The organism is Streptomyces sp. NPDC048392 (genome assembly GCF_043200575.1).
GTDB lineage: Bacteria > Actinomycetota > Actinomycetes > Streptomycetales > Streptomycetaceae > Streptomyces.
Genome location: NZ_JBICYB010000010.1, coordinates 1 through 18,691, shown reverse-complemented (window position 1 = coordinate 18,691; position 18,691 = coordinate 1). Strand labels below are relative to the sequence as shown.

The following is an 18,691-nucleotide window of genomic DNA, read 5'->3' as shown; positions in this document are numbered from 1 at the left end:
GACCACCATGGAGCAGAAGGTGCTTGTCGCCTACGGGACAGCCAACGGATCGACGCAGGAGATCGCCGAGACCGTGGCGGAGGTGCTGCGGACGACGGGGATCACGGCCGAGGTGCTGCCCGCCCGGTCGGTGACGGATCTGGACCCCTATGAGGCTGTGGCGGTCGGCGGAGCCCTGTACGCCGGGCGCTGGCACAAGGACGCCAGGCGCTTCGTACGGCGGCACCGCGGAGCTCTGGCGCACCGGCCGGTGTGGTTCTTCAGCTCCGGACCGCTCGACTCGACGGCCTCGCAGCGGGACATTTCGCCCGTGCCGGGTGTCAAGAGGGCCATAGCCAGGCTCGACGCCCGCGGGCATGTCACCTTCGGCGGTTGCCTCACCGAAGGCGCGCAAGGCTCCATCGCCCGGATGATCCTTCGCAACGGCAAGGGCGGTGACTTCCGCGACTTCGCCGCGATCGAGCACTGGGCGGCGGGTGTGGCGGAGGAGCTTGGTGCCATGACACACGGGTGAACGGCCCTGGCGGTACGGTCCCGTCGTGCCCCAGGGGTGAAACGTGGATCTGAGGGGTGTGCTTGTCGCGCGTGTCCTGGCGGCAGGAGCGGCAGGGGCCCGTCCGGGCACGCCGGCCACCGGCTCCGAGGTGCACGGCGGACTGCGGCACCCGGGTTCCGACGGAAGCCCGGTCGTCGAACGGCGACCGTGGTGACACCCCGCTGCACTGAGGACTCGGGCGTCCTCGTCCTCGGTGGCGGTGCGGCCGGTCTCAGCCTCGCTCACCGGCTGACGGAGAGCGGCACGGCCACCGCCGTGACCCTGGTGGAGCCGCCGGACGGGCCGCTGCGCCCCGCGGAGCGCACCTGGTGCTACTGGGGCGCCGGCACCGACGGCCTCGAAGAGGCGGTCAGCGCCTCCTGGTCCGTACTGCGTCTGCACGGCGCGGACGCTGGTTCGGTCACCGTCGATCCGGCCCCCTTCACCTACCGCATGGTGCGCTCCGCGGACTTCGAGCGACTGGTCCACGGCCGCCTGGCCCGTACGGAGGGAGCGCGCCTTCTGCGAGGGACGGCGGAAGCGGTGCGCGCCGTACCCGCGGGCGCGGAGGTCCGGTGCGCGCTGCCGGGAGGCCGGCCCCTGACGCTGTACGCCCGCAGGGTCTTCGACTCGCGGCCGCTGCCCGGTCTGCCGCCGGCGCGTACGCGGCTGCTCCAGCACTTCCGTGGCTGGTTCGTGCGCACCGACACCGACCGGTTCGATCCCGCGGTCGCGGATCTGATGGACTTCCGGGTTCCGCAGCCGGCCCGCGGGCTCGCCTTCGGCTACGTCCTGCCGCTGGCGCCGGACCGGGCGCTCATGGAGTACACCGAGTTCTCCCGCGACGTGCTGACCACCGCGGCGTACGAGTCGGCACTCGGGCACTACTGCCGCGACATCCTTGGACTCGGCCGACTCACCGTGGAACGGACGGAGCAGGGGGCATCCCCATGACCGACGCCCGCTTTCCACGGCGTGCCGGGCACGCCGTGTTCCGTATCGGCACCGCGGGCGGTGCCACTCGTCCGCCACCGGCTACACCTTCGCCGCGGTGCAACGCCACAGCAGGGCCATCGCCGCCGCCCTGCGTGACGGACACGACCGCTTCCCGGCACCGCACGGGCTGCGGGCGCTGGCCATGGACGCGATCCTGCTGCGCGCCCTGGACACCGGTCGCATCGACGGGCCGCGCTTCTTCACCGACCTGTTCCGCCGGGTCCCGGCCGAGCGTCTGCTGAGGTTCCTCGACGGCACGACCTCGCTCCGGGAGGAGTGGGGCATCGGGCTGCGCACCCCCGTCCGGCCGATGCTGCGCACCGCGGCCGAAGTGCCCTTCCTCCCGCGCCGCTCCCGGCCCGCCGACCGAACCGGAGGACACACCCGATGACGCTCCCGCGCGACCACGACCTGGCCCGCGCCTTCGACCACGCCTCCCACACCTACGACCACCTCACGGCCCTCAATCCCGGCTACCGCGCCGGCCTCCTGCGCTCGGCCCGACGTCTCGCGCTCCCGGACGACGGGGCCGGACTGCACCTGCTCGACCTCGGATGCGGCACCGGCGCCTCCACCCGGGCCCTGCTCAGGGCCGCCCCACGGGCCCGGATCACGGCCGTGGACGCCTCCGCCGGCATGCTGCGCCGAGCACTTGCCAAACCGTGGCCCCCACGCGTGCGCTTCCTCCACCTGACCGCCGAGGAAGTCGGTGCGGTCCGCGAGGGCGAGAGCCCTTTCGACGCGGTCTTCGCCGCCTACCTGTTCCGCAACGTCACCGACCCGGACGCGGTCCTCGGGAGGGTCCGCGGACTCCTGCGGCCGGGCGGACGCTTCGCCGCCCACGAGTACAGCCTCAGCGGCTCACCGGTGCACCGGGCCCTGTGGTCGGCGGTGTGCCGCGGGCTCGTCGTCCCCGCGGGCACACTCACCGGCGACCGCACCCTCTACCGCCATCTCCGGCACAGCGTCGTCGCCTTCGACACCGCACCCGAGTTCGCCGCCCGGCTGAGGCGGGCGGGCCTGACCTCGGTGCGCGTCGCCCCCGTCGCCGGATGGCAGACGGGCACCGTGCACACCTTCCTCGCCCGCAAGGGCGAGCCCAAGACGACAGAGGACCGCGTCCGGTGACCGCCCGCCGCACCACCGCCGCCCGACGGGGCCGCGACCGCAAGGCCGAGATCGTCTTCCCCGCACCCGGTGCGGACCGATTCCGACGCGGTGACGAGCCGTCCGTGGCGGTGATCGGCGGCGGGATCGCCGGTCTGGCCGCGGCCACCCTCATGGCCGAACGCGGCGCCCGCGTGACCCTGTACGAGAAAGGGGACTCACTCGGTGGCCGACTCTCCGGCCGGCGCACCACGCTGGCGGACGGCAGCGCCGTGACCATGACCCGAGGCTTCCATGCCTTCTTCCGCCAGTACTACAACCTCCGCGGACTGCTCCGCCGCACGGACCCCGGCCTGGAGCGCCTCACCCCGCTGCCCGACTACCCGCTGCGGCACAGCGGCGGTCTGACCGACAGCTTCGCCCGTGTCCCGCGGACCCCGCCGTTCAGCGCGCTCGGCTTCGTCGCGCTCAGCCCCGCCTTCGGGTGGCGGGACCTCGCCGCGATGGACGCGCGGGCCGCACTGCCGCTCCTCGACGTGCGCGTGCCCGAGGTCTACGAACGCTTCGACACCGTCACCGCCACCGGCTTCCTGGAAGGCGTGCGCTTCCCGAAGCGGCGCACCACCTGGCCTTCGAGGTGTTCTCCCGCAGCTTCTTCGCCGATCCGCGGCGGCTGTCCGCCGCGGAACTGCTGCTGATGTTCCACATCTACTTCCTCGGATCGGCCGAGGGCCTGCTCTTCGACGTACCGGCCGAACCCTTCCCCCAGGCATTGTGGGACCCACTGGGCGACTACCTCAGGCGCCTCGGAGTGGACGTGCGCACCGGAACCCCCGTGCAAGGGGTCCTTCCGCGCGACGGCGGGGGAGCGGACGTGATCACGGACACCGGTGCCGACCGCCACCAGGCGGTGGTGCTGGCCCTCGACACCGCGGGGCTGCGGCAGACCGTCGCAGCGTCACCCGGCCTGGGCACCGACGCCTGGCGGGACGGCATCGCCGCCCTGCGCACGCGCCGCCGTTCCTCGTCTCGCGGCTCTGGCTCGACCGGCCGGTCGACGCCGACCGGCCCGGGTTCCTCGGCACCAGCGGCTACGACGGACTGGACAACGTCAGCGTCCTGGAGCGGTACGAGGGCGAGGCCGCCCGCTGGGCCGCGCGGAACGGGGGATCGGTCGTGGAACTGCACGCCTACGCCGTGGACCCGGCGGCCGAACCGAAGGAGGTGCAGGACGAACTCGTCGACCGGCTGCGCCAGGTGTACCCGGAAACCCGTGAGGCGCGCGTCGTCGACGCCCGGCACGAGTGGCGCTCGGACTGCCCGCTGTTCGAGGTCGGCTCCCACCGGTGGCGCCCCACCGTGCGCACCCCCCCACTCGTGGCTGACCCTGGCCGGCGACGGAATCCGCTGCGACCTGCCCGTCGCCCTCATGGAACGGGCCGCCACCACCGGCTTCCTGGCCGCGAACGCCCTGCTCGCCGACCGTGGAGTGCGCGGCCAGACCCTGTGGACGGTTCCCCGGACCGGGCGTTCGCCCGTGCTGCGAGCGCTCGGGGCCGCCGCAGGACGCCACTCGGCTCCCTGACCGGCGGCCGCCCTCAGCCGGGAAACCGACCGGTGCTGCGCAGCGTCCAGCGCCGTTCGGCGTAGGCTAGGTCGTCGCGCCACAGCCGTCCGGCCGTACGGCGCATCAGCGGGCGCAGCACGGGGGCCGCGGCCCGGGCCACGGCGAAGCCGGGCCGGTCCGAGGCGGCGACGACCGCCTCGACCACGGCGGTGCGGGGACGCTCGTGGTCCGGCCCGGTCAGCGGCGTCGCGTGCGTCTCCACCACGGACGAGGCGCCCTCCCCGTCGGTGATGCGCATGACGACCGTGCGCGGCTCCGGCGCGGTGAACTCGGCCCGCACCGGCACCACGAGCCGCCCAGCCACCCGGAAGGAGACGTCGACGACGAAGGCGTCGTCCTCGTCCCCCTGCGGCTCACGCACCACCGAAAGGTCGACGAACGAGTACGGATGGAACCACGAGCCGTGCCACGGATCGAGCCGGTTGGCCACCACGTCCTGCGGTTCGCACCGCCCCACCGCCGTGAACACCGCGTCCACCCCACGGCCCGTTACGGGCCGGGCGGGCACGACGGGCCGCTCGCTGGGCTCCTCGCCGCCCACCTCGTCCAGCCGCACCCAGACGAGTACGCCGTCGTCGTGCACGGGGAACGGCCGCCAGCCGGCGGACGCGGAACCGTCCAGGGCGAGCCCGTGCCAGTGGCAGACCAGCGTGCCGCACACCACCCGGCTGTCGCGCAACGGAGCGCCCAGGTGCGGGCAGCTGCCCGCGCCGGCACGGGGCTCGCCGTCCTCCGAGCGCCACAGCACGACCTCCACACCACCGATCGTCCGGCCGTATGGCCGGTCGCCCGCGCGCACGTTCCGGGAGGCGCCGACCACGAACCAGTTGCCGGACGGACGGGCGGACGCCCTCTTGAGCGCGTCGGCGATGAGCGCGGGACGCGCCTGTCGCCACGTCGGAGTCTGAGCCGCCCAGTGGGGACCGGAAGCACGTCGGCGCAAGGGTGGCGACCACCGCTTGCCGTTCCCTCGACCGCTCACCGCACCGGACCCTTCCGTTCGACTGCCGACGCTCCTGCCCGTGCCACGCGGTCCTCCGTACGAGCACGCAACCGGGCACCGGCTACGCGCAGTACCCCGGCAGCGGCCGTTGCCGCCCGACGCCGACGCGACACCACCGCACGACGATGCAGCACGCTGTAGTCCTGCTCGGCGATCGCGTCGAGAATCCCGCCGTAGAGGGTGAACGCGGCACGAGTGCAGGGACGCACCCGCGGATCGAGCATGATGATGCCCGGCTCCGCCGTCCGGTACACGCGCCGCGTCATGGCCTCCGCCGCCATGAGAGCGGCCCGGATGCGGCAGTCGCGGCGCCCGGTACGCCTGCTCCACTCCAGCAGGGGCCGGTCCACGCCGTGCGCGGCCAGCAGATCACCGGGCAGGTAGACCCGCCCGCGGTCGAGATCCTCGCCGACGTCGCGCAGGAAGTTGGTGAGCTGGAACGCCACGCCGAGCGCCGCCGCGTGCGGCGCCGCCTGCTCCCGGGCCGTGACCGTGCCGAGGACCGGCAGCATCTGCAGGCCGATGACCGCCGCCGAACCGTGCACGTACCCCTGCAGATCGGCGAAGGTCGGGTAGTGGGTGACGGTCAGGTCGGCCCGCATCGAGGACAGGAAGTCGGCGAAGAGCGCATGATCGATGCCGTACCGGCCGGCGGTGTCCGCGACGGCCCTGACCTCCTGAAGTCGGTGGAGGGCACGCGCCGAAAGCCCGGCGGAGCGCCTGACGGAATCACTGCCGGATTCCTTTCCAGACTGGATCCTCAGCACGTCCGGTGCACCCCGGCGGCCACGGTGCGTGCCCAGTGCGACGCTCGGTCCCGTGCCGGCCGGGGCTACCCGGGCGGTCGTCGCGGCAGGCGCACGGTGAACGTGGTGGTGCCCGGGCCGCCGGTGACGGTCGCGCTGCCGCCGTGTGCGGCGGCCACCGCGGCGACAATGGACAGCCCGAGGCCCGTGCCGCCCCCGTCGGCGCCGCGGGGGCCGTCTCCGTGGACGAATCGGTCGAAGAGGTGGTTGCGCAGGGCGGGCGGGACACCCGGCCCGTCGTCGGTCACCGTGAGGCAGGCGGTGCCGTCGTCGTCCCGTCGTACACCCACGGTCACCGCGGTACCGGGAGGTGTGTGCAGCCGGGCGTTGGCCGTGAGGTTCGCGAGTAGCTGGTGAAGGCGGTGCCGGTCGCCCGACACGATGACCGGCTCCTGCGGCAGTTCCAGGGACCACCGGTGATCCGGACCGGCGGCCCGCGCGTCGTCGACCACGTCCAGCACGAGCCGCGTCAGGTCGACGGGTTCGTCCTCCAGGGGGCGGCCGGCGTCCAGCCGGGCGAGCAGGAGAAGGTCGTCGACCATGGCGCCCATCCGGGCGGACTCCGCGGCGATCCGCTCCAGCGCGCGGCCCACCTCGGGTGGCAGGGGGCCGGGGTGGAGCAGAGCCAGCTCGGCGTGACCGCGCACCGAGGCCACGGGGGTGCGCAGTTCGTGACTGGCGTCGGCGGAGAAGCTGCGCAGACGCTCCTCACTGCGCTGGCGCTGGGTCAGGGCATGCTCCACGTGCCCCAGCATCCGGTTGAACGCGGTGGTGACCTGGTCGACCTCCTCGCTACGTGGCCGGGTGTCGGGGGCGCGCGCGGGCAGCGCGACCGTCCCGCTCGCGAGGGGAAGCTCACTGACCCGGGTCGCGGTGTCGGCGATGCGGCTGAGGGAGCGCAGGGACCAGCGCACCCAGAGCGCACCCGCGACGCCGGCACCGACGAGCGCCAGCCCGAAGACCCCGCCCGCGACGAGTTCGAGCCGGTGGACCGCCGCTTCGACCGGCTCCAGCGGCAGGCCGGTGATCAGCGTGTCGCCGTCCCGCCCCTGCCATGCCATCACCCGGTAGTCGCCGAGACCGGTCAGCTCGACGCTGTGGCCCTGTCCGTCCGTGGGCACAGCCGCGAGGGCCCGGGCGTCGTCGGCGTCGACCTCGAGGGTGACCACGTCAGCCGGTGCGTCGCCCTGTCGGACCACGGCGGCGTTGGTCACCCGGCCGTCCGCGATCCGGACCCCCAGCGTCTCGGCTGCCTGGCGGCGGGTGTCACCGCGTTCGTCTCCGTCGTGGTCGTCGTGGTCCGTCTCCGGGTGCTCCAGACTCGCCGCGAAAGCGCTGCCCGTGTCGGCCAGCTGCTGGTCGAGGCGGTCGGTGAGGAACCCGTTCAGTTCCAGTACGGCCGCCCCGCCCACCGTGGCGCACGCGACGGCGAGCAGCACGAGCAGCCCGGCGGTCAGGCGGGCGCGCAGCGTATGAAGGCGCGGCCACCTCACTGGGGCGCCGGCTTCAGGACGTATCCGGCGCCCCGCACCGTGTGGATCATCGGGGCGCGGCCCGAGTCGATCTTCTTGCGAAGGTACGAGATGTACAGCTCGACGACGTGGGCACCGCCTCCGAAGTCGTAGGACCAGACCAGATCGAGAAGCTGCGTCTTGCTCAACACCTGACGAGCGTGCCGCATGAGGCAGCACAGCAGCTGGAACTCGGTCGGCGACAGGTCGATCAGGTCGCCGCCCCGGGTGACTTCGTGCGCGTCCTCGTCCAGTTCCAGGTCCCCGACCACGAGCAGGGAGTCGGTCGCCCGCTCGCGTGTCATCCCGGCGCGGCGCAGCAGGCCGCGCAGTCGCGCGACGAGCTCCCCGAGGCTGAACGGCTTGGTCACGTAGTCGTCGCCGCCCGCCGTGATCCCGGTGATGCGGTCCTCGACGGCATCCCGCGCCGTGAGGAACAGCACGCACACGTGCGGCTGCTCGGCGCGCAGGTCGCGCAGGACCGACAGCCCATCGCGGTCCGGCAGCATGATGTCCAGGACGACGGCGTCGGGCCGGAAGGCGCGGGCTTCGCGGACGGCGGCGTCCGCCGAGGCCGCCGCGCGGACGTCCCAGCCCTCGTAGCGCAGGGCTCCGGTGACGACCTCTGCGAGATCGGGTTCGTCGTCGACGACGAGGACGCGCACGGGGGTGCCGTCGGCACGGGTCAGGACTGCGCTGGGTGTGTTCATGGCCGTCCCAGCATCCCCCGTAACCCTCTGGATTTCCTCTGAACGTCTTCTGCGCCCCCTCGTACCGTCACGGTCGGGGTGCGGCTCAGAGCCGGCTCAGAGGTCGCGGCGCCACAGTGGACAGCCCCTGCCCGAGGAGACGTCCATGGCCACCGCGACCGACCGACCGCCCCCGGCGCGGCACCGCGCCTCCGCCACGCCGTGGCGGGCATCACCGGCCGCGGCGCTCCAGGCGGCCGCGTGGGCCGGAGGCATCGCCGTACTCGCGCTGTGGTGGAGGGACACGGGCTCGGTCGTCGGTGCGGCCGGCTGGCTCACCGGTGCGGGGCGCATCTCGGGGCTCCTGTGCGGTTACATGTGCGCCCTGCTGGTCGCCCTGATGGCGAGGGTGCCGTGGCTGGAGAGCCGGGTGGGCAGCGACCGTGCCGCGCGCTGGCACGCCTCGGCGGGTCGCTGGACCATCGGCCTGCTCCTGGCGCACATCCTGCTGATCGTCCTCGGCTATACGGCACAGGCACAGGTGGGGGCGTTGAGAGAACTCGGCACGATCGTGTTCGATCTGCCGGAGATGCTCAAAGCCACGGCAGGCGCCCTGATACTGCTCGCCGTCGGCTACACCTCGGTGCGCGCGGTACGTCGCCGGATGCGCTACGAGACCTGGTACCACCTGCACCTGTTCACGTACGCGGCGGTCTTCCTCGGCTTCTCGCACCAGTTGGCCGTCGGGGCGGACTTCGTGAGCAACGCGCCCGCCCGCGCCGCCTGGTACACGCTGTACGCCTCCGTGGCCTGCCTGGTCCTGTATTTCCGTGTCCTCATCCCGGTGCGGCTCAATCTCCGGCACCGGATCCATGTCGAGGCCGTCGTGCCCGAGGCACCCGGTGTGTACTCCGTCTGGATGCGGGGTCGCCGGCTCGACCGGCTCGACGCCCGGCCCGGGCAGTTCCTGCGCTGGCGCTTCCTGACCCCCGGCATGCGGGGCGCCAGCCATCCGTACTCGCTCTCGGCCGTGCCGCGCGACGACCTGATGCGCATCACCGTCAAGACGCTCGGCGATCACAGTGCGGCCGTCGCCGCCCTCCGCCCCGGCACCCGGGTGTGGGCGGAAGGGCCGTACGGCGCCCTCACCGCGGCACGACGCAGCCGCCGCAAGGTGTTGCTGATCGCGGGCGGCACCGGGATCACCCCGCTGCGCACGCTGTTCGAGACGCTGCCCGCCGCGCCCGGCGACCTGACGCTGCTCTACCGGGCGCGCACCCCGCAGGAGCTGGCGCTGAGCGGGGAACTGGAAGCCGTCGCCGCCGCACGCGGCGCCCGTCTCGTGTACGTCCTCAACAACCCGGACGGCTCGCGCGTCCGGATCACCGCGGAACGGCTCAGGGCGGTCGTGCCGGACGTCGACCGGCACGACGTGTACCTGTGCGGGCCGAGGGGACTGTCCCTGGCCGTGTACGACGCCCTGCGGGACGCCGGGGTGCCCGCGTCCCGCATCCACCACGAGTCCTTCGAACTGTGAGCCCCGCCATGCGCGCCCACCCCGTCCGCCGCACCGCGCTGACCTGCGCCGCCACCGTCACCGTGACGGTCCTCGCGCTGTCGCTCAAGCCTCACCATCCGCCGGTCGGCGCCCTGCCGCCCGCCACGACGCCCACGCCGAGCAGCGGCACCGGCACCGGCACGGGGGGAACCTCCTCGGGAACCCGTACGGTCACAGGTCCCACGGTCCAGACCCGCTACGGGCCCGTTCAGGTGCAGCTCACGCTCGACGGTTCGCGGATCGTCGCCGCGCGCGCCGTGCAGTCTCCCGGCGGCGACCCCCGCAGCCGGCAGATCAACGCCTCGGCGGTGCCCGCTCTCATCAAGGAGACGGTGAACGCCCAGAGCGCCCACCTCGACGCGGTCTCGGGCGCGACCTACACGAGCGAGGGCTACATGAGCTCTCTGCAGAGCGCGCTGGACCAGGCTCGTGCCTGAGCCGGCACTGCACCGCGTGGTGCACACGATGGGCACGGTGTTCTCCTGCACGGTGCGCGCCGAACCCACGCCCAGCCTCCGCCGGGCCCTCGACGCGGCCGAAAGCCTGCTGCACCACGTCGACGAGGTCTTCTCGCCCTTCCGGCCGGACAGCGCCGTCAGTCGCGTCGGGCACGGGCGCCCCGTGCCCGAGGAGTGGCAGCCGGAACTGCGCGAAATCCTCGCCCTGTGTGCGGACGCCCACCGGCGCACCGGCGGCCGGTTCGCGGCGTGGCACTCGGGCGTCTTCGACCCGAGCGGCCTCGTCAAGGGATGGGCGGTGGAGCGTGCTGCGGTTCTGCTCCGCGAGGCGGGGGCGGAGCACGTGTGTCTCAACGGGGGAGGGGACGTGCAACTGTACGGCGGGCCCTGGCGCGTAGGCATCACCCATCCCCTCCGGCCCGGCTCCTGCGCCGCGGTTGTCGAGTCGCCCGGAGGCCTGCTGGCAATCGCCACGTCCGGGCCTGGCGAGCGGGGATGCCACATCGTGGACCCGCGCACCGGCGCGCCGCCCACGGACGGCCTCGCCTCGCTGACCGTGACCGCTCCTTCGCTCACGGAGGCCGACGTGCTCGCGACGGCGGCGTACTGCATGGGCGCCGAAGCCCGCGGGTGGCTGGGCGCCCTGCCCGGCGTCGCCGCCTTCGCGGTGATGCCGGACGGACAGACCTGGACGACCGGCAAGGGCTGAGCGGGAAGGCGGTCCGCCGGGCGTCGGGACCGATGCCGACCTGCGGTTCGGCCGCACGGACCGGCCGAAGGGACCCTCGGTCGTGTCCGGGGACGAGTGGCCCCTACCCCGGCGCCTCCGTTGCGCGACACGCTGGAGTCGGAAGGGCCGACACGGGAGGTGTGCGACATGACCCGCACGATCACGGTGGGAATCGACGGCTCGCCCCAGAGCCACGCCGCCGCCGAGTGGGCGGCCCGTGAGGCCGAGTTGCGCGATCTGCCGGTACGCCTGCTCCACGTGTGGGAGCCGGCTCCCGCGGTCCTGGCCCAGGATCCGGTCCTCGGCGCGAAGACCCACCAGCACTGGACGGAGCGTGTCCCACAGAAGGTGGGCGATGGGCTCCGGCTGAAGACGCACCGCCCGACGTCGCCTTGCGCCGGCACACCGTCGAGGGCCCGGCACGCGCGGTGCTGCCCGCCGCTTCGGCGGAAGCCGGCCTGCTGGTGATCGGCCGTCGCACCCAGGGGCGGCCACGCCGTCCTGCACCGCTCGGCCTGCCCGGTCGTCGTCGTGCCGGAGCGGACGTGAGCACGCCGAGCGGGCCGAGGGCCGACAGGCGGCGGGCGGGGGCCGACCGGCCCAAGCGGCGTCCGTGCTGCCGGGGACACTCTGGAGTTGTGGGGCAATCCCCGTCGTACCGACGGTCGTGGGCCCGCGTGGCGCGGACCGGTCACCGTGGCCCCGGATGCTCCCGAGCGCTAGGAGAGTGAGCATCACGATGAAAGGCTACGTATTCCACGGTCCGGGCCGGTCCGCTTGGGAGGACACACCCGATCCGGAACTGAAGGAGCCCACCGACGCCATCGTGCGGGTCGACGCCGTCACCATCTGCGGGACGGACCTGCACATTCTGAAAGGGGACGTCCCCGAGGTGCGGCCCGGAACCGTCCTCGGTCACGAAGCGGTCGGCGAGATCGTCGAGGTCGGCACGGACGTACGCACCGTACGGCCGGGAGACCGCGCCCTGGTGTCCTGCATCACCGCCGACCGCGCGCGAGGCTGGAGTGAGGAACCCCTTCGACGGAGAGGGCGCGGTCATGTACGCACACCTCGGCGACCGGCTGATCGTCGAAAGCCCGTCCACCGGCGTCACCCGGCGGGACGGGGAGATAGTCGGCCTCCACCACGACGACGGAACTCCGCCCTACGACGTGCGCTGGTCCGACACCGGGGATGTCACTCTGGTGTTCCCCGGCCCCGACGCACGTGTGAACCATGGGTCAGAAGAGGTGAGGGGGTCGGAGGGAGCGCCTTCGGGCGTGCCCCGTGGCGAAGGGGTGGAATCCTCCCTGGCCGCCGCCGAAGCCGGCGACGTCGGTCGACGCCTGGCCGCGGCGCGCCGACGCAAGGGGCTGAGCCTGGAGCAGGTGGCCCAACGGGCCCGGATGGCGCCGCAGTACCTGGCCTACCTGGAGACGCACACCGCGGATCCGGGATTGGGCAGCCTCGTGCGACTGGCCGATGCCCTGGGCACGACCTGCGTCGAGCTGCAGGGAGGCGGCGCCGACCGTCCACCGGGGCGGGGAGTGGCACTTCGCGACCCGACGCTGCGCGACCTCGACGAGGAGGAGTGCCGCGCCCTGCTCTCGACACACGGAGTGGGCCGCCTCGCGCTGAACACGCCCGACGGCCCGGCGGTCTTCCCCCTCAACTACGTGGTGTCGGAGGGAGACGTCGCGTTCCGTACCGACCCCGACGCGGCCACTGCCGCGGCCGTGGACAGCCAGGTGGCCTTCGAGGTCGACCACATCGACGAACCCATGAGTCAGGGATGGAGCGTCCTCGTGGTCGGTCGATGCCGGGCCGTGACGGATCCGGAGGAGGCACGTCGGCTGGCGGAGCACGCGCACACCGAGCCATGGCCCGGCGGACGACGCACCATGTGGCTCGCCGTGGAGACGGAACGTCTGACAGGACGCCGTATCACTTCCGCGTCCGGCTACTGAGACAGGTGGTGCTCGCACGGCGCACGAGGCGGGACCCTCCGGTCCCGGAAGCACGCGCCCGGGTGGCGTCGGACCGGACCGGGACCGGCCGACGCGGTGAGGCCGACCGGCGAAACCTGGCGGGAGACGAGATGAAACTGCACACACACTGTGGTCGTACGATCAATGTCACCCGGTTCACTCCCCGGGGGCTGCCCAAGCGGATGGGGCGCGTCGTCCTGGACACGTCCTTCGCCTCCTACGACGAGGACGAGCTGTGGACGTCGCTCACGGCAGAGGAGGCCAGGCGTCTCGCCGGTCTGCTGCTGTTCCAGGCAGCCGCCGTGGAACCGGAGCCCAGTGCCGCACCCGGAGTCGTTGACGTGGTGCCGGTCGTCGCAGACGCCTACGAGGTCCGGGTCCGTGAGCATGTCCTGACCGTCGACCAACCGCTCGCCGACGGAGGAAAGGACACCGCTCCCACGCCCGTGGAGCTGTTCGTGGCGGCGGTGGCTTCGTGCGCCGCGCACTACGCGGGGCGCTTCCTGGACCGGCACGGTGCCGGTCGGGACGGCTTCTCCGTCCGTGCCGGGTTCCGCATGGCGGACGACCGGCCGCCGCGCGTCGCGTCGTTGCGCCTGACCGTGACGGCCCCCCGCCTGCCGGCGGAGAAGCTGGCCGCCCTGCGTGCGGTGGTGTCGCACTGCACCGTGACCAACACCTTGGCCCAGGCGCCCGAGGTGACGCTGGAGGTGCGCGGGACACCCTCCGGGGAGACCGCCCTCGGCACGGAGACGAGCGCACGCTGAAGCTGAGCGGGTAAGACGGTTCCCGCCCGTCGTGACCGCCTCGCGGTCGACGGTGCGAGGACCCTGCGTTTCCGGGTGGCCACCGGCTCAGTCGCCCATCGGCCCGCCGGTGAGACGGATCAGTGAGCCGGGTCGGTCTCCGTTTCCTGGCGGACGACGACGACGGGGCAGGCCGCGTGCTGAGCGCAGCGCTGGCTCACCGAGCCCAGCATCGCCCGCGCGAACGCGCCCCTGCCCCGGCGGCCGACCACGAGGAGTTCGGCCCCTTGGGAAGCGCGGATCAGGGTCTCGGACGGGTCGCCCTCCACGATGACCTCCCGCAAACCCGGCGGCCGTTCCTCGGCGAAGATGACGTCCAGCTCCGCCGCGAAACGCTCGCGCGCCTGCTCCAGGTCGAAGTCGGGATCGATGGCCGGACCGGTGAAACCGACGGCGGACGGTGTGTCCCAGACGTGGATCGCCTCCACCACACCACCGACGGAACGTGCGTACCGATCGGCCCAGCGCAGCGCGGCATAGGAGGACGGAGACCCGTCCACCCCCACGACCACCCGTGCTGTCGTCTCAGAGGACTGCATGGTCACCTCACTCACAAGCGTCGTCCGCCCCTGTCCACGCTGCCCGGTAGCACGCCACCGCGCCAGCGGAGAGGGGGCCGGCCCGACTTCGTGCCAGGGCCACGCGGGCGGAGGCTAGGACGAGCGGAGGCGCTCGGTGAGGTCCGCGGTCAGCTCGGACAGCCGTTCGGAGAACACGGCTCTTGCCGGCCGGGGAGCCCGGATACGCACAGCGTCGGCGGGCAGGCTCGCCAGGTCCGCCGTCAGCCGGGCGTGTCCCTCCGGCAGGGTGTCCGGTGGGCCGAGACGCCGGCCGTCACGCATGAGCGTGCGCAGCAGTGGCTCCGCCCCGGCCGGACCCGGTTCGTCCCACAGGGCGATGACGTCGTCACCACCCCGGCGCCGGAAGATTTGTTTGCGTCCTGGCGACGTCACCTTGGCGGACGACAGTTTCATGACCGGGCGGCCGTCGTACTGCACGAGCTTGTACGCCGAGTCCAGATACGGAGCGTCGGCCGACGTGCCGACACGGGTGCCGACCGCGTACACGTCGATGGGCGCTCCGGAACGGGCGAGGGCGTCCACCCCGTACTCGTCCAGGCCGCCGCTGGCGACGACACGGACGTCGGGAAGGCCGGCACGGTCCAGTTCGGCGCGCGCACGACGGGCGAGATCACCGAGGTCACCGCTGTCCAGCCGTACGGCGCACCCCGGCCCCCGCCCGAGGTCGCGCAGGACACGAGCCGCAGTACGGAGCCCGCGTACCGAGTCGTACGTGTCCACCAGGAACGTCACCGGCCCCGGGTGGGCGCGGGCGAAGGCGCGGAAGGCGGCCTCCTCGTCGCGAAAGGCTTCGACGTACGAGTGCGCCATCGTTCCGGACGCGGGCAGCCCCCAGCGGACCGCCGCCGCCACGTTGCTGGTTCCCGCGAAACCCGTGAGCGCCGCCGTGCGCGCGGCTTGCATTCCGGCGGAGGTCCCGTGGGCGCGGCGCAGGGAGAAGTCGATCACCGGACGCCCCGCGGCGGCCAGGACGGACCGCACCGCCTTCGACGCCACGGCCGTCTGATGCGAGACCTGGTTGAGCAGGAAGGTCTCCACGAGCTGGGCCTGCGCGAGCGGCGCGGTGACTTCCAGCAGTGGTTCTCCGGCGAACACGACACGTCCCTCGGGTATGGCGCGGACCTCGCCGGTGAACGTCGTCCCGCACAGCGGGGAGAGGTCGGCGTACGGCCGGTGCAGCGCGGAGGCGAAGTCCTCCACGTCCGCCGAGGTGACGCGGAAGGCGCTGAGGTAGTCGAGCGCGGGTTCGATGCCCGCGCTGACGAGAAACCCGCGTTCGGGGGGCAGGTCACGCACGAACAGACTGAACGTCGCGGGCCGGCTCATGTCTTCGAGTAGGTAGGACAGGGCCATGGTGACTTCGTACAGGTCCGTAGTGGTCACATCCGACATGGTCCTCACCCGCCCGTAGCCACTCGTGCCCGGTCACAACAAGCCTCACCGGCTCCCCGGGGCGTGGGGAAGGGCCGGCCGGCCACTCCCCGTGGCCACTCGGCCCCATGCGTCCGCGGCAACGGTGACGGACCCTGTAGGTGTCGGGACACTCTCCAGCCAGGTGGGAGGAAGCCATGGACGGCCACGTCTACAGAGTCGACGACGTCATGACCCGCAGGGTCATCGCCCTGGCCGGTGGAGCGACGTTCAAGGACATCGTCAGGACCATGGAGACGCAGCGGATCAGTGCACTTCCCGTCATCGACTCCGGAAGCCATGTGATCGGTGTCGTCTCCGAGGCCGACGTGCTGCGCAAGGAGGAATTCCGCGACAGCGACCACAAGCGCGGCCCCCGGAGCCGGACCCCCGGGGCACTGGTGAAGGCGCGGGCAGTCACCGCGGAGGACCTGATGACCACTCCCGCCGTGACCGTCCAGCCGGAGGCACCTGTGGCCCGGGCTGCCCGTCTCATGGCACGTCACAGGGTCAAGCGCCTCCCCGTCGTCGACCAGGCAGGCGTACTCCAGGGCATCGTCAGCCGCGCAGACCTGCTCAGGGTGTTCCTGCGGTCCGATCCCGACATCGCCGAGGAGGTCCGCCGGGAGATCGTCGGGAGCCGGTTCCCGGAAGGACTCGGATCGGTGCATGTGGAGGTGCACGACGGAGTCGTCACCCTCACCGGCCGGGTGCCGGACACCTCGCTCGTTCCGCTGGCCGAACGGCTGGTGCGCTCGGTCGAGGGCGTCGTGGACGTGCGGTGCGCGCTGACTGGCCCCCGGCACCGCCCGGTCACGGAACCGGATCTCATGCAGGAGGAGCACAGGCACACATCGGAGGGCAGGTGATGGGTGGGGCGAAGGCGAACAGCCGGCAACTCGCGACCACTCTCGCCCTGTCCGTCACACCATGGACATCGTCGGCGGCGGTCCGTCAGGCTCTCGACAGGCTCACCACGGGTGCGTACCGGCACGAGACGGACTCCGGGTCGGTGATCGCCGTACGCGTAGACGTGAATCGCCGTCGGCGCAGTCCGGACTGAGTGCGCGCCGAGCAGGTACTCGATGAGTCCCTTCACCTTTCGGCAGGGGCTTCGACGTCCGTCGGGTCCCACCGGACGTCGACGACACCCTCCACGGCGCGCACCAGGCGGGCGGTCACGGGCACCAACGAGGTGTCCTTGACCCTTCCTCGGAGAGTGACGAGGCCGTCCGACACCTCCACCCGGACGGCGTCCGCCGGTGAGGGGAAGAGCGGTGCGACGACCTCCAGGCCGACCTCTTCGGCGATGTCGTCGTCCGTGCGCAGGAACACCTTCAACAGGTCGGCTCGGCTGACGACACCCTCGAGAAGTCCCTCGGCGTTGACGACGGGCAGCCGCTTGACCTTCCGTTGCGCCATGATGCGTGCGGCCTGGGCGAGGGTGGCGTCGGGGTGGACGGTGACGGCCGGAGCCGTCATGACGTCCGCCGCGGTCAGACTGCCCGCCTTGGCCAGATCGGTCAGGCGGCGCATCTGAGTGAAGCGGTCCGGGTCACTGTCCCGGAACTCCTCCTTGGGCAGCAGGTCGGCCTCGGAAACGAGACCGATCACTCGTCCCTCGCCCTCGAGTACGGGCAGGGCGCTGACCTTCCACTGGTCCATGAGCGCGATGATGTCCTTGAACGGAGCCTGTGGACCCACGGCCACGGCCGTGTGCGTCATCACGTCACTCACCGTGTGAGGGCTGTTGAGCATGGCTTCCTCCTCGGCCCGGTCTGAGGAGCCGTACTCACGGCAGGATTCCGCTGCCGTGCGGGGCGTACAGGTCCAACAGACGGATGCGCGTCTTCTGCAGGCGGTCGGCCACCACCTGCCCGACCCAGGTCGCGACCGCCCGGCCGAACTCGGGGTGCTCGGCACTCACGGTCAGGACGGTCTTCGCGTCGAACTCCCAGGCCCGTACCGGGCTGAGTGCCTCGGCGCCCAGGTGCCACTGGTACGGGGGGAAGTGCCAGGACCAGCCGAGCAGTTCGCCGTGGCCCAGCGACTCGACGACGGCGTTGCGGCCGTCGGGGACGCGGATGTCCAGAACGACCGTTCCGGTGCGGATGATCCAGAAGCGATCGGCCCGCCGGCCCTCTTCGAACAGCCGCGCACCCGACGGGAACGAGACTTCGCGCGCGAGTCGCAGCAGACGTTCGCGGTGCTGCGCCGACATGGCTATCGGGAGGGTGGTTGTGGAGGTCATCGTTTCGTCTCCTTCCCGCGGCCCTCGGGGAGCGGTCGTTCGGGCGGCTGCCATGTGCGGCTGCTCTTCCCTGGTACCAGCCAGCCTGTCGCGTGTGCGCCCCTGGCACCACGGGCCTTCCGGGCACTGCCGGGACCGTCGGCCCCGGGCAAGTGGGGCCATCCGGGTGCCACGACGGAGAGAGCAGTCCGGCCCGGGCAGAGGGAGAGGATCCGGGCCGCCGCAGATGCCGCACAAGGGAGGTGCAGCCAGGGCGCATCAAGGCCGGGAAGGACATCCGCTTCTCGCGGATCCTGATCGCACGGTGCACGGATTCCGACCGTTTCCCCGTGTCCCTGCTGTCCTTCCCGCCACCTCCAGCACACCACGCGGATCGCCGGGGTGGAAGGGCCGACCGGCCCCATCGTGCTGCCGCCCTACGCGCCTCGCACAGGCACGCACCGGATTCCACGTACGCCGATGGCGCACCACGTTCTTCGCCGGGACCTGAGCCGTGGGACGGGCCCTAGTACTCCAGCAGTACTTCGTGGCTTGACCTGAGGGAACGTGGAGCGGTGGGAGTGTAGCGGGCAGGATGCCGTCACGGACGACTTCCGCCCGCACCCCCCTCGAAGGAGTGCCCACGACGGCGGTAG

17 protein-coding genes and 3 pseudogenes are annotated in these 18,691 nt (G+C 72.4%); 12 read left to right on the top strand and 8 right to left on the bottom strand.

The window, feature by feature from the left end; all coding sequences use genetic code 11:
* Positions 1-7 precede the first annotated feature (7 nt).
* The 4 genes and pseudogenes from ACGFYH_RS16190 (at position 8) to ACGFYH_RS16175 (ending at position 4,223) form a co-directional block, all read left to right on the top strand.
* Positions 8-514: a flavodoxin domain-containing protein gene (locus ACGFYH_RS16190; protein WP_393803769.1), complete on the top strand. Its 507-nt coding sequence runs from the start codon at positions 8-10 to the stop codon at positions 512-514.
* Positions 515-706: 192 nt separating this feature from the next.
* Positions 707-1,922 (top strand): annotated as a pseudogene (locus ACGFYH_RS16185) (lycopene cyclase family protein).
* Complete coding sequence (locus ACGFYH_RS16180) at positions 1,919-2,659, top strand: methyltransferase domain-containing protein (protein ID WP_393803768.1); 741 nt, start codon at positions 1,919-1,921, stop codon at positions 2,657-2,659. The pseudogene ACGFYH_RS16185 and the gene ACGFYH_RS16180 overlap by 4 nt, the downstream one beginning before the upstream one ends.
* Positions 2,656-4,223 (top strand): annotated as a pseudogene (locus tag ACGFYH_RS16175) (FAD-dependent oxidoreductase). The gene ACGFYH_RS16180 and the pseudogene ACGFYH_RS16175 overlap by 4 nt, the downstream one beginning before the upstream one ends.
* Positions 4,224-4,236: 13 nt before the next feature.
* Here ACGFYH_RS16175 and ACGFYH_RS16170 read toward each other — a convergent pair.
* The 4 genes from ACGFYH_RS16170 to ACGFYH_RS16155 all read right to left on the bottom strand — a co-directional run bounded on the left by ACGFYH_RS16170 (position 4,237) and on the right by ACGFYH_RS16155 (position 8,295).
* Positions 4,237-5,247: a DUF5914 domain-containing protein gene (locus tag ACGFYH_RS16170; RefSeq protein ID WP_393803767.1), complete on the bottom strand. Its 1,011-nt coding sequence runs from the start codon at positions 5,245-5,247 to the stop codon at positions 4,237-4,239.
* Positions 5,244-6,035, bottom strand: coding sequence for a phytoene/squalene synthase family protein (locus ACGFYH_RS16165; protein WP_393803766.1), 792 nt, complete (start codon positions 6,033-6,035; stop codon positions 5,244-5,246). The genes ACGFYH_RS16170 and ACGFYH_RS16165 overlap by 4 nt, the downstream gene beginning before the upstream one ends.
* 65 nt (positions 6,036-6,100) lie before the next feature.
* Complete coding sequence (locus ACGFYH_RS16160) at positions 6,101-7,567, bottom strand: sensor histidine kinase (RefSeq protein WP_393803765.1); 1,467 nt, start codon at positions 7,565-7,567, stop codon at positions 6,101-6,103.
* Positions 7,564-8,295 (bottom strand): response regulator transcription factor, encoded by a 732-nt coding sequence (locus ACGFYH_RS16155; protein ID WP_393803764.1) that lies wholly within the window; start codon positions 8,293-8,295, stop codon positions 7,564-7,566. The genes ACGFYH_RS16160 and ACGFYH_RS16155 overlap by 4 nt, the downstream gene beginning before the upstream one ends.
* A 145-nt stretch (positions 8,296-8,440) precedes the next feature.
* Between ACGFYH_RS16155 and ACGFYH_RS16150 the strand changes: the two genes are divergently transcribed.
* The 7 genes and pseudogenes from ACGFYH_RS16150 to ACGFYH_RS16120 all read left to right on the top strand — a co-directional run bounded on the left by ACGFYH_RS16150 (position 8,441) and on the right by ACGFYH_RS16120 (position 13,775).
* Complete coding sequence (locus tag ACGFYH_RS16150) at positions 8,441-9,811, top strand: ferric reductase-like transmembrane domain-containing protein (protein WP_393803763.1); 1,371 nt, start codon at positions 8,441-8,443, stop codon at positions 9,809-9,811.
* A gap of 8 nt (positions 9,812-9,819) precedes the next feature.
* The gene (locus ACGFYH_RS16145) at positions 9,820-10,269 is read left to right on the top strand and encodes an FMN-binding protein (protein WP_393803762.1); all 450 of its coding nucleotides are present in this window, start codon (positions 9,820-9,822) and stop codon (positions 10,267-10,269) included.
* A gap of 28 nt (positions 10,270-10,297) precedes the next feature.
* Positions 10,298-10,999 carry an FAD:protein FMN transferase gene (locus tag ACGFYH_RS16140; RefSeq protein WP_393803896.1) on the top strand — a complete coding sequence of 234 codons (702 nt, stop codon included), beginning with the start codon at positions 10,298-10,300 and terminating at the stop codon, positions 10,997-10,999.
* A gap of 168 nt (positions 11,000-11,167) precedes the next feature.
* Positions 11,168-11,488: a universal stress protein gene (locus tag ACGFYH_RS16135; protein ID WP_393803761.1), complete on the top strand. Its 321-nt coding sequence runs from the start codon at positions 11,168-11,170 to the stop codon at positions 11,486-11,488.
* Between the two features lie 271 nt (positions 11,489-11,759).
* A pseudogene (locus ACGFYH_RS16130) lies at positions 11,760-12,026 on the top strand (alcohol dehydrogenase catalytic domain-containing protein); the annotation flags it as partial.
* Between the two features lie 52 nt (positions 12,027-12,078).
* Entirely contained in the window at positions 12,079-12,987 is a 909-nt protein-coding gene (locus ACGFYH_RS16125; RefSeq protein ID WP_393803760.1) for a pyridoxamine 5'-phosphate oxidase family protein, read from the top strand.
* 131 nt (positions 12,988-13,118) lie between these two features.
* Positions 13,119-13,775, top strand: coding sequence for an OsmC family protein (locus tag ACGFYH_RS16120; RefSeq protein ID WP_393803895.1), 657 nt, complete (start codon positions 13,119-13,121; stop codon positions 13,773-13,775).
* Between the two features lie 119 nt (positions 13,776-13,894).
* Here the strand turns inward: ACGFYH_RS16120 and ACGFYH_RS16115 are convergent, their stop codons facing one another.
* Together ACGFYH_RS16115 and ACGFYH_RS16110 are read right to left on the bottom strand one after the other, a co-directional pair.
* On the bottom strand, positions 13,895-14,353 hold the full coding sequence (locus ACGFYH_RS16115; protein WP_393803759.1) for a universal stress protein: 459 nt from the start codon (positions 14,351-14,353) through the stop codon (positions 13,895-13,897).
* A 114-nt stretch (positions 14,354-14,467) separates the two neighbouring features.
* Complete coding sequence (locus tag ACGFYH_RS16110) at positions 14,468-15,787, bottom strand: nicotinate phosphoribosyltransferase (RefSeq protein WP_393803758.1); 1,320 nt, start codon at positions 15,785-15,787, stop codon at positions 14,468-14,470.
* 176 nt (positions 15,788-15,963) lie between these two features.
* On the opposite strand from ACGFYH_RS16110, the gene ACGFYH_RS16105 reads away from it, so the two are divergent.
* On the top strand, positions 15,964-16,674 hold the full coding sequence (locus tag ACGFYH_RS16105; protein WP_393803757.1) for a CBS domain-containing protein: 711 nt from the start codon (positions 15,964-15,966) through the stop codon (positions 16,672-16,674).
* A 226-nt stretch (positions 16,675-16,900) separates the two neighbouring features.
* On the opposite strand, the gene ACGFYH_RS16100 is transcribed toward ACGFYH_RS16105, so the two are convergent.
* Together ACGFYH_RS16100 and ACGFYH_RS16095 are read right to left on the bottom strand one after the other, a co-directional pair.
* Complete coding sequence (locus tag ACGFYH_RS16100; RefSeq protein WP_393803756.1) at positions 16,901-17,563, bottom strand: CBS domain-containing protein; 663 nt, start codon at positions 17,561-17,563, stop codon at positions 16,901-16,903.
* A 34-nt stretch (positions 17,564-17,597) separates the two neighbouring features.
* Positions 17,598-18,056, bottom strand: coding sequence for a cyclic nucleotide-binding domain-containing protein (locus tag ACGFYH_RS16095; protein WP_393803755.1), 459 nt, complete (start codon positions 18,054-18,056; stop codon positions 17,598-17,600).
* Positions 18,057-18,691: the final 635 nt, after the last annotated feature.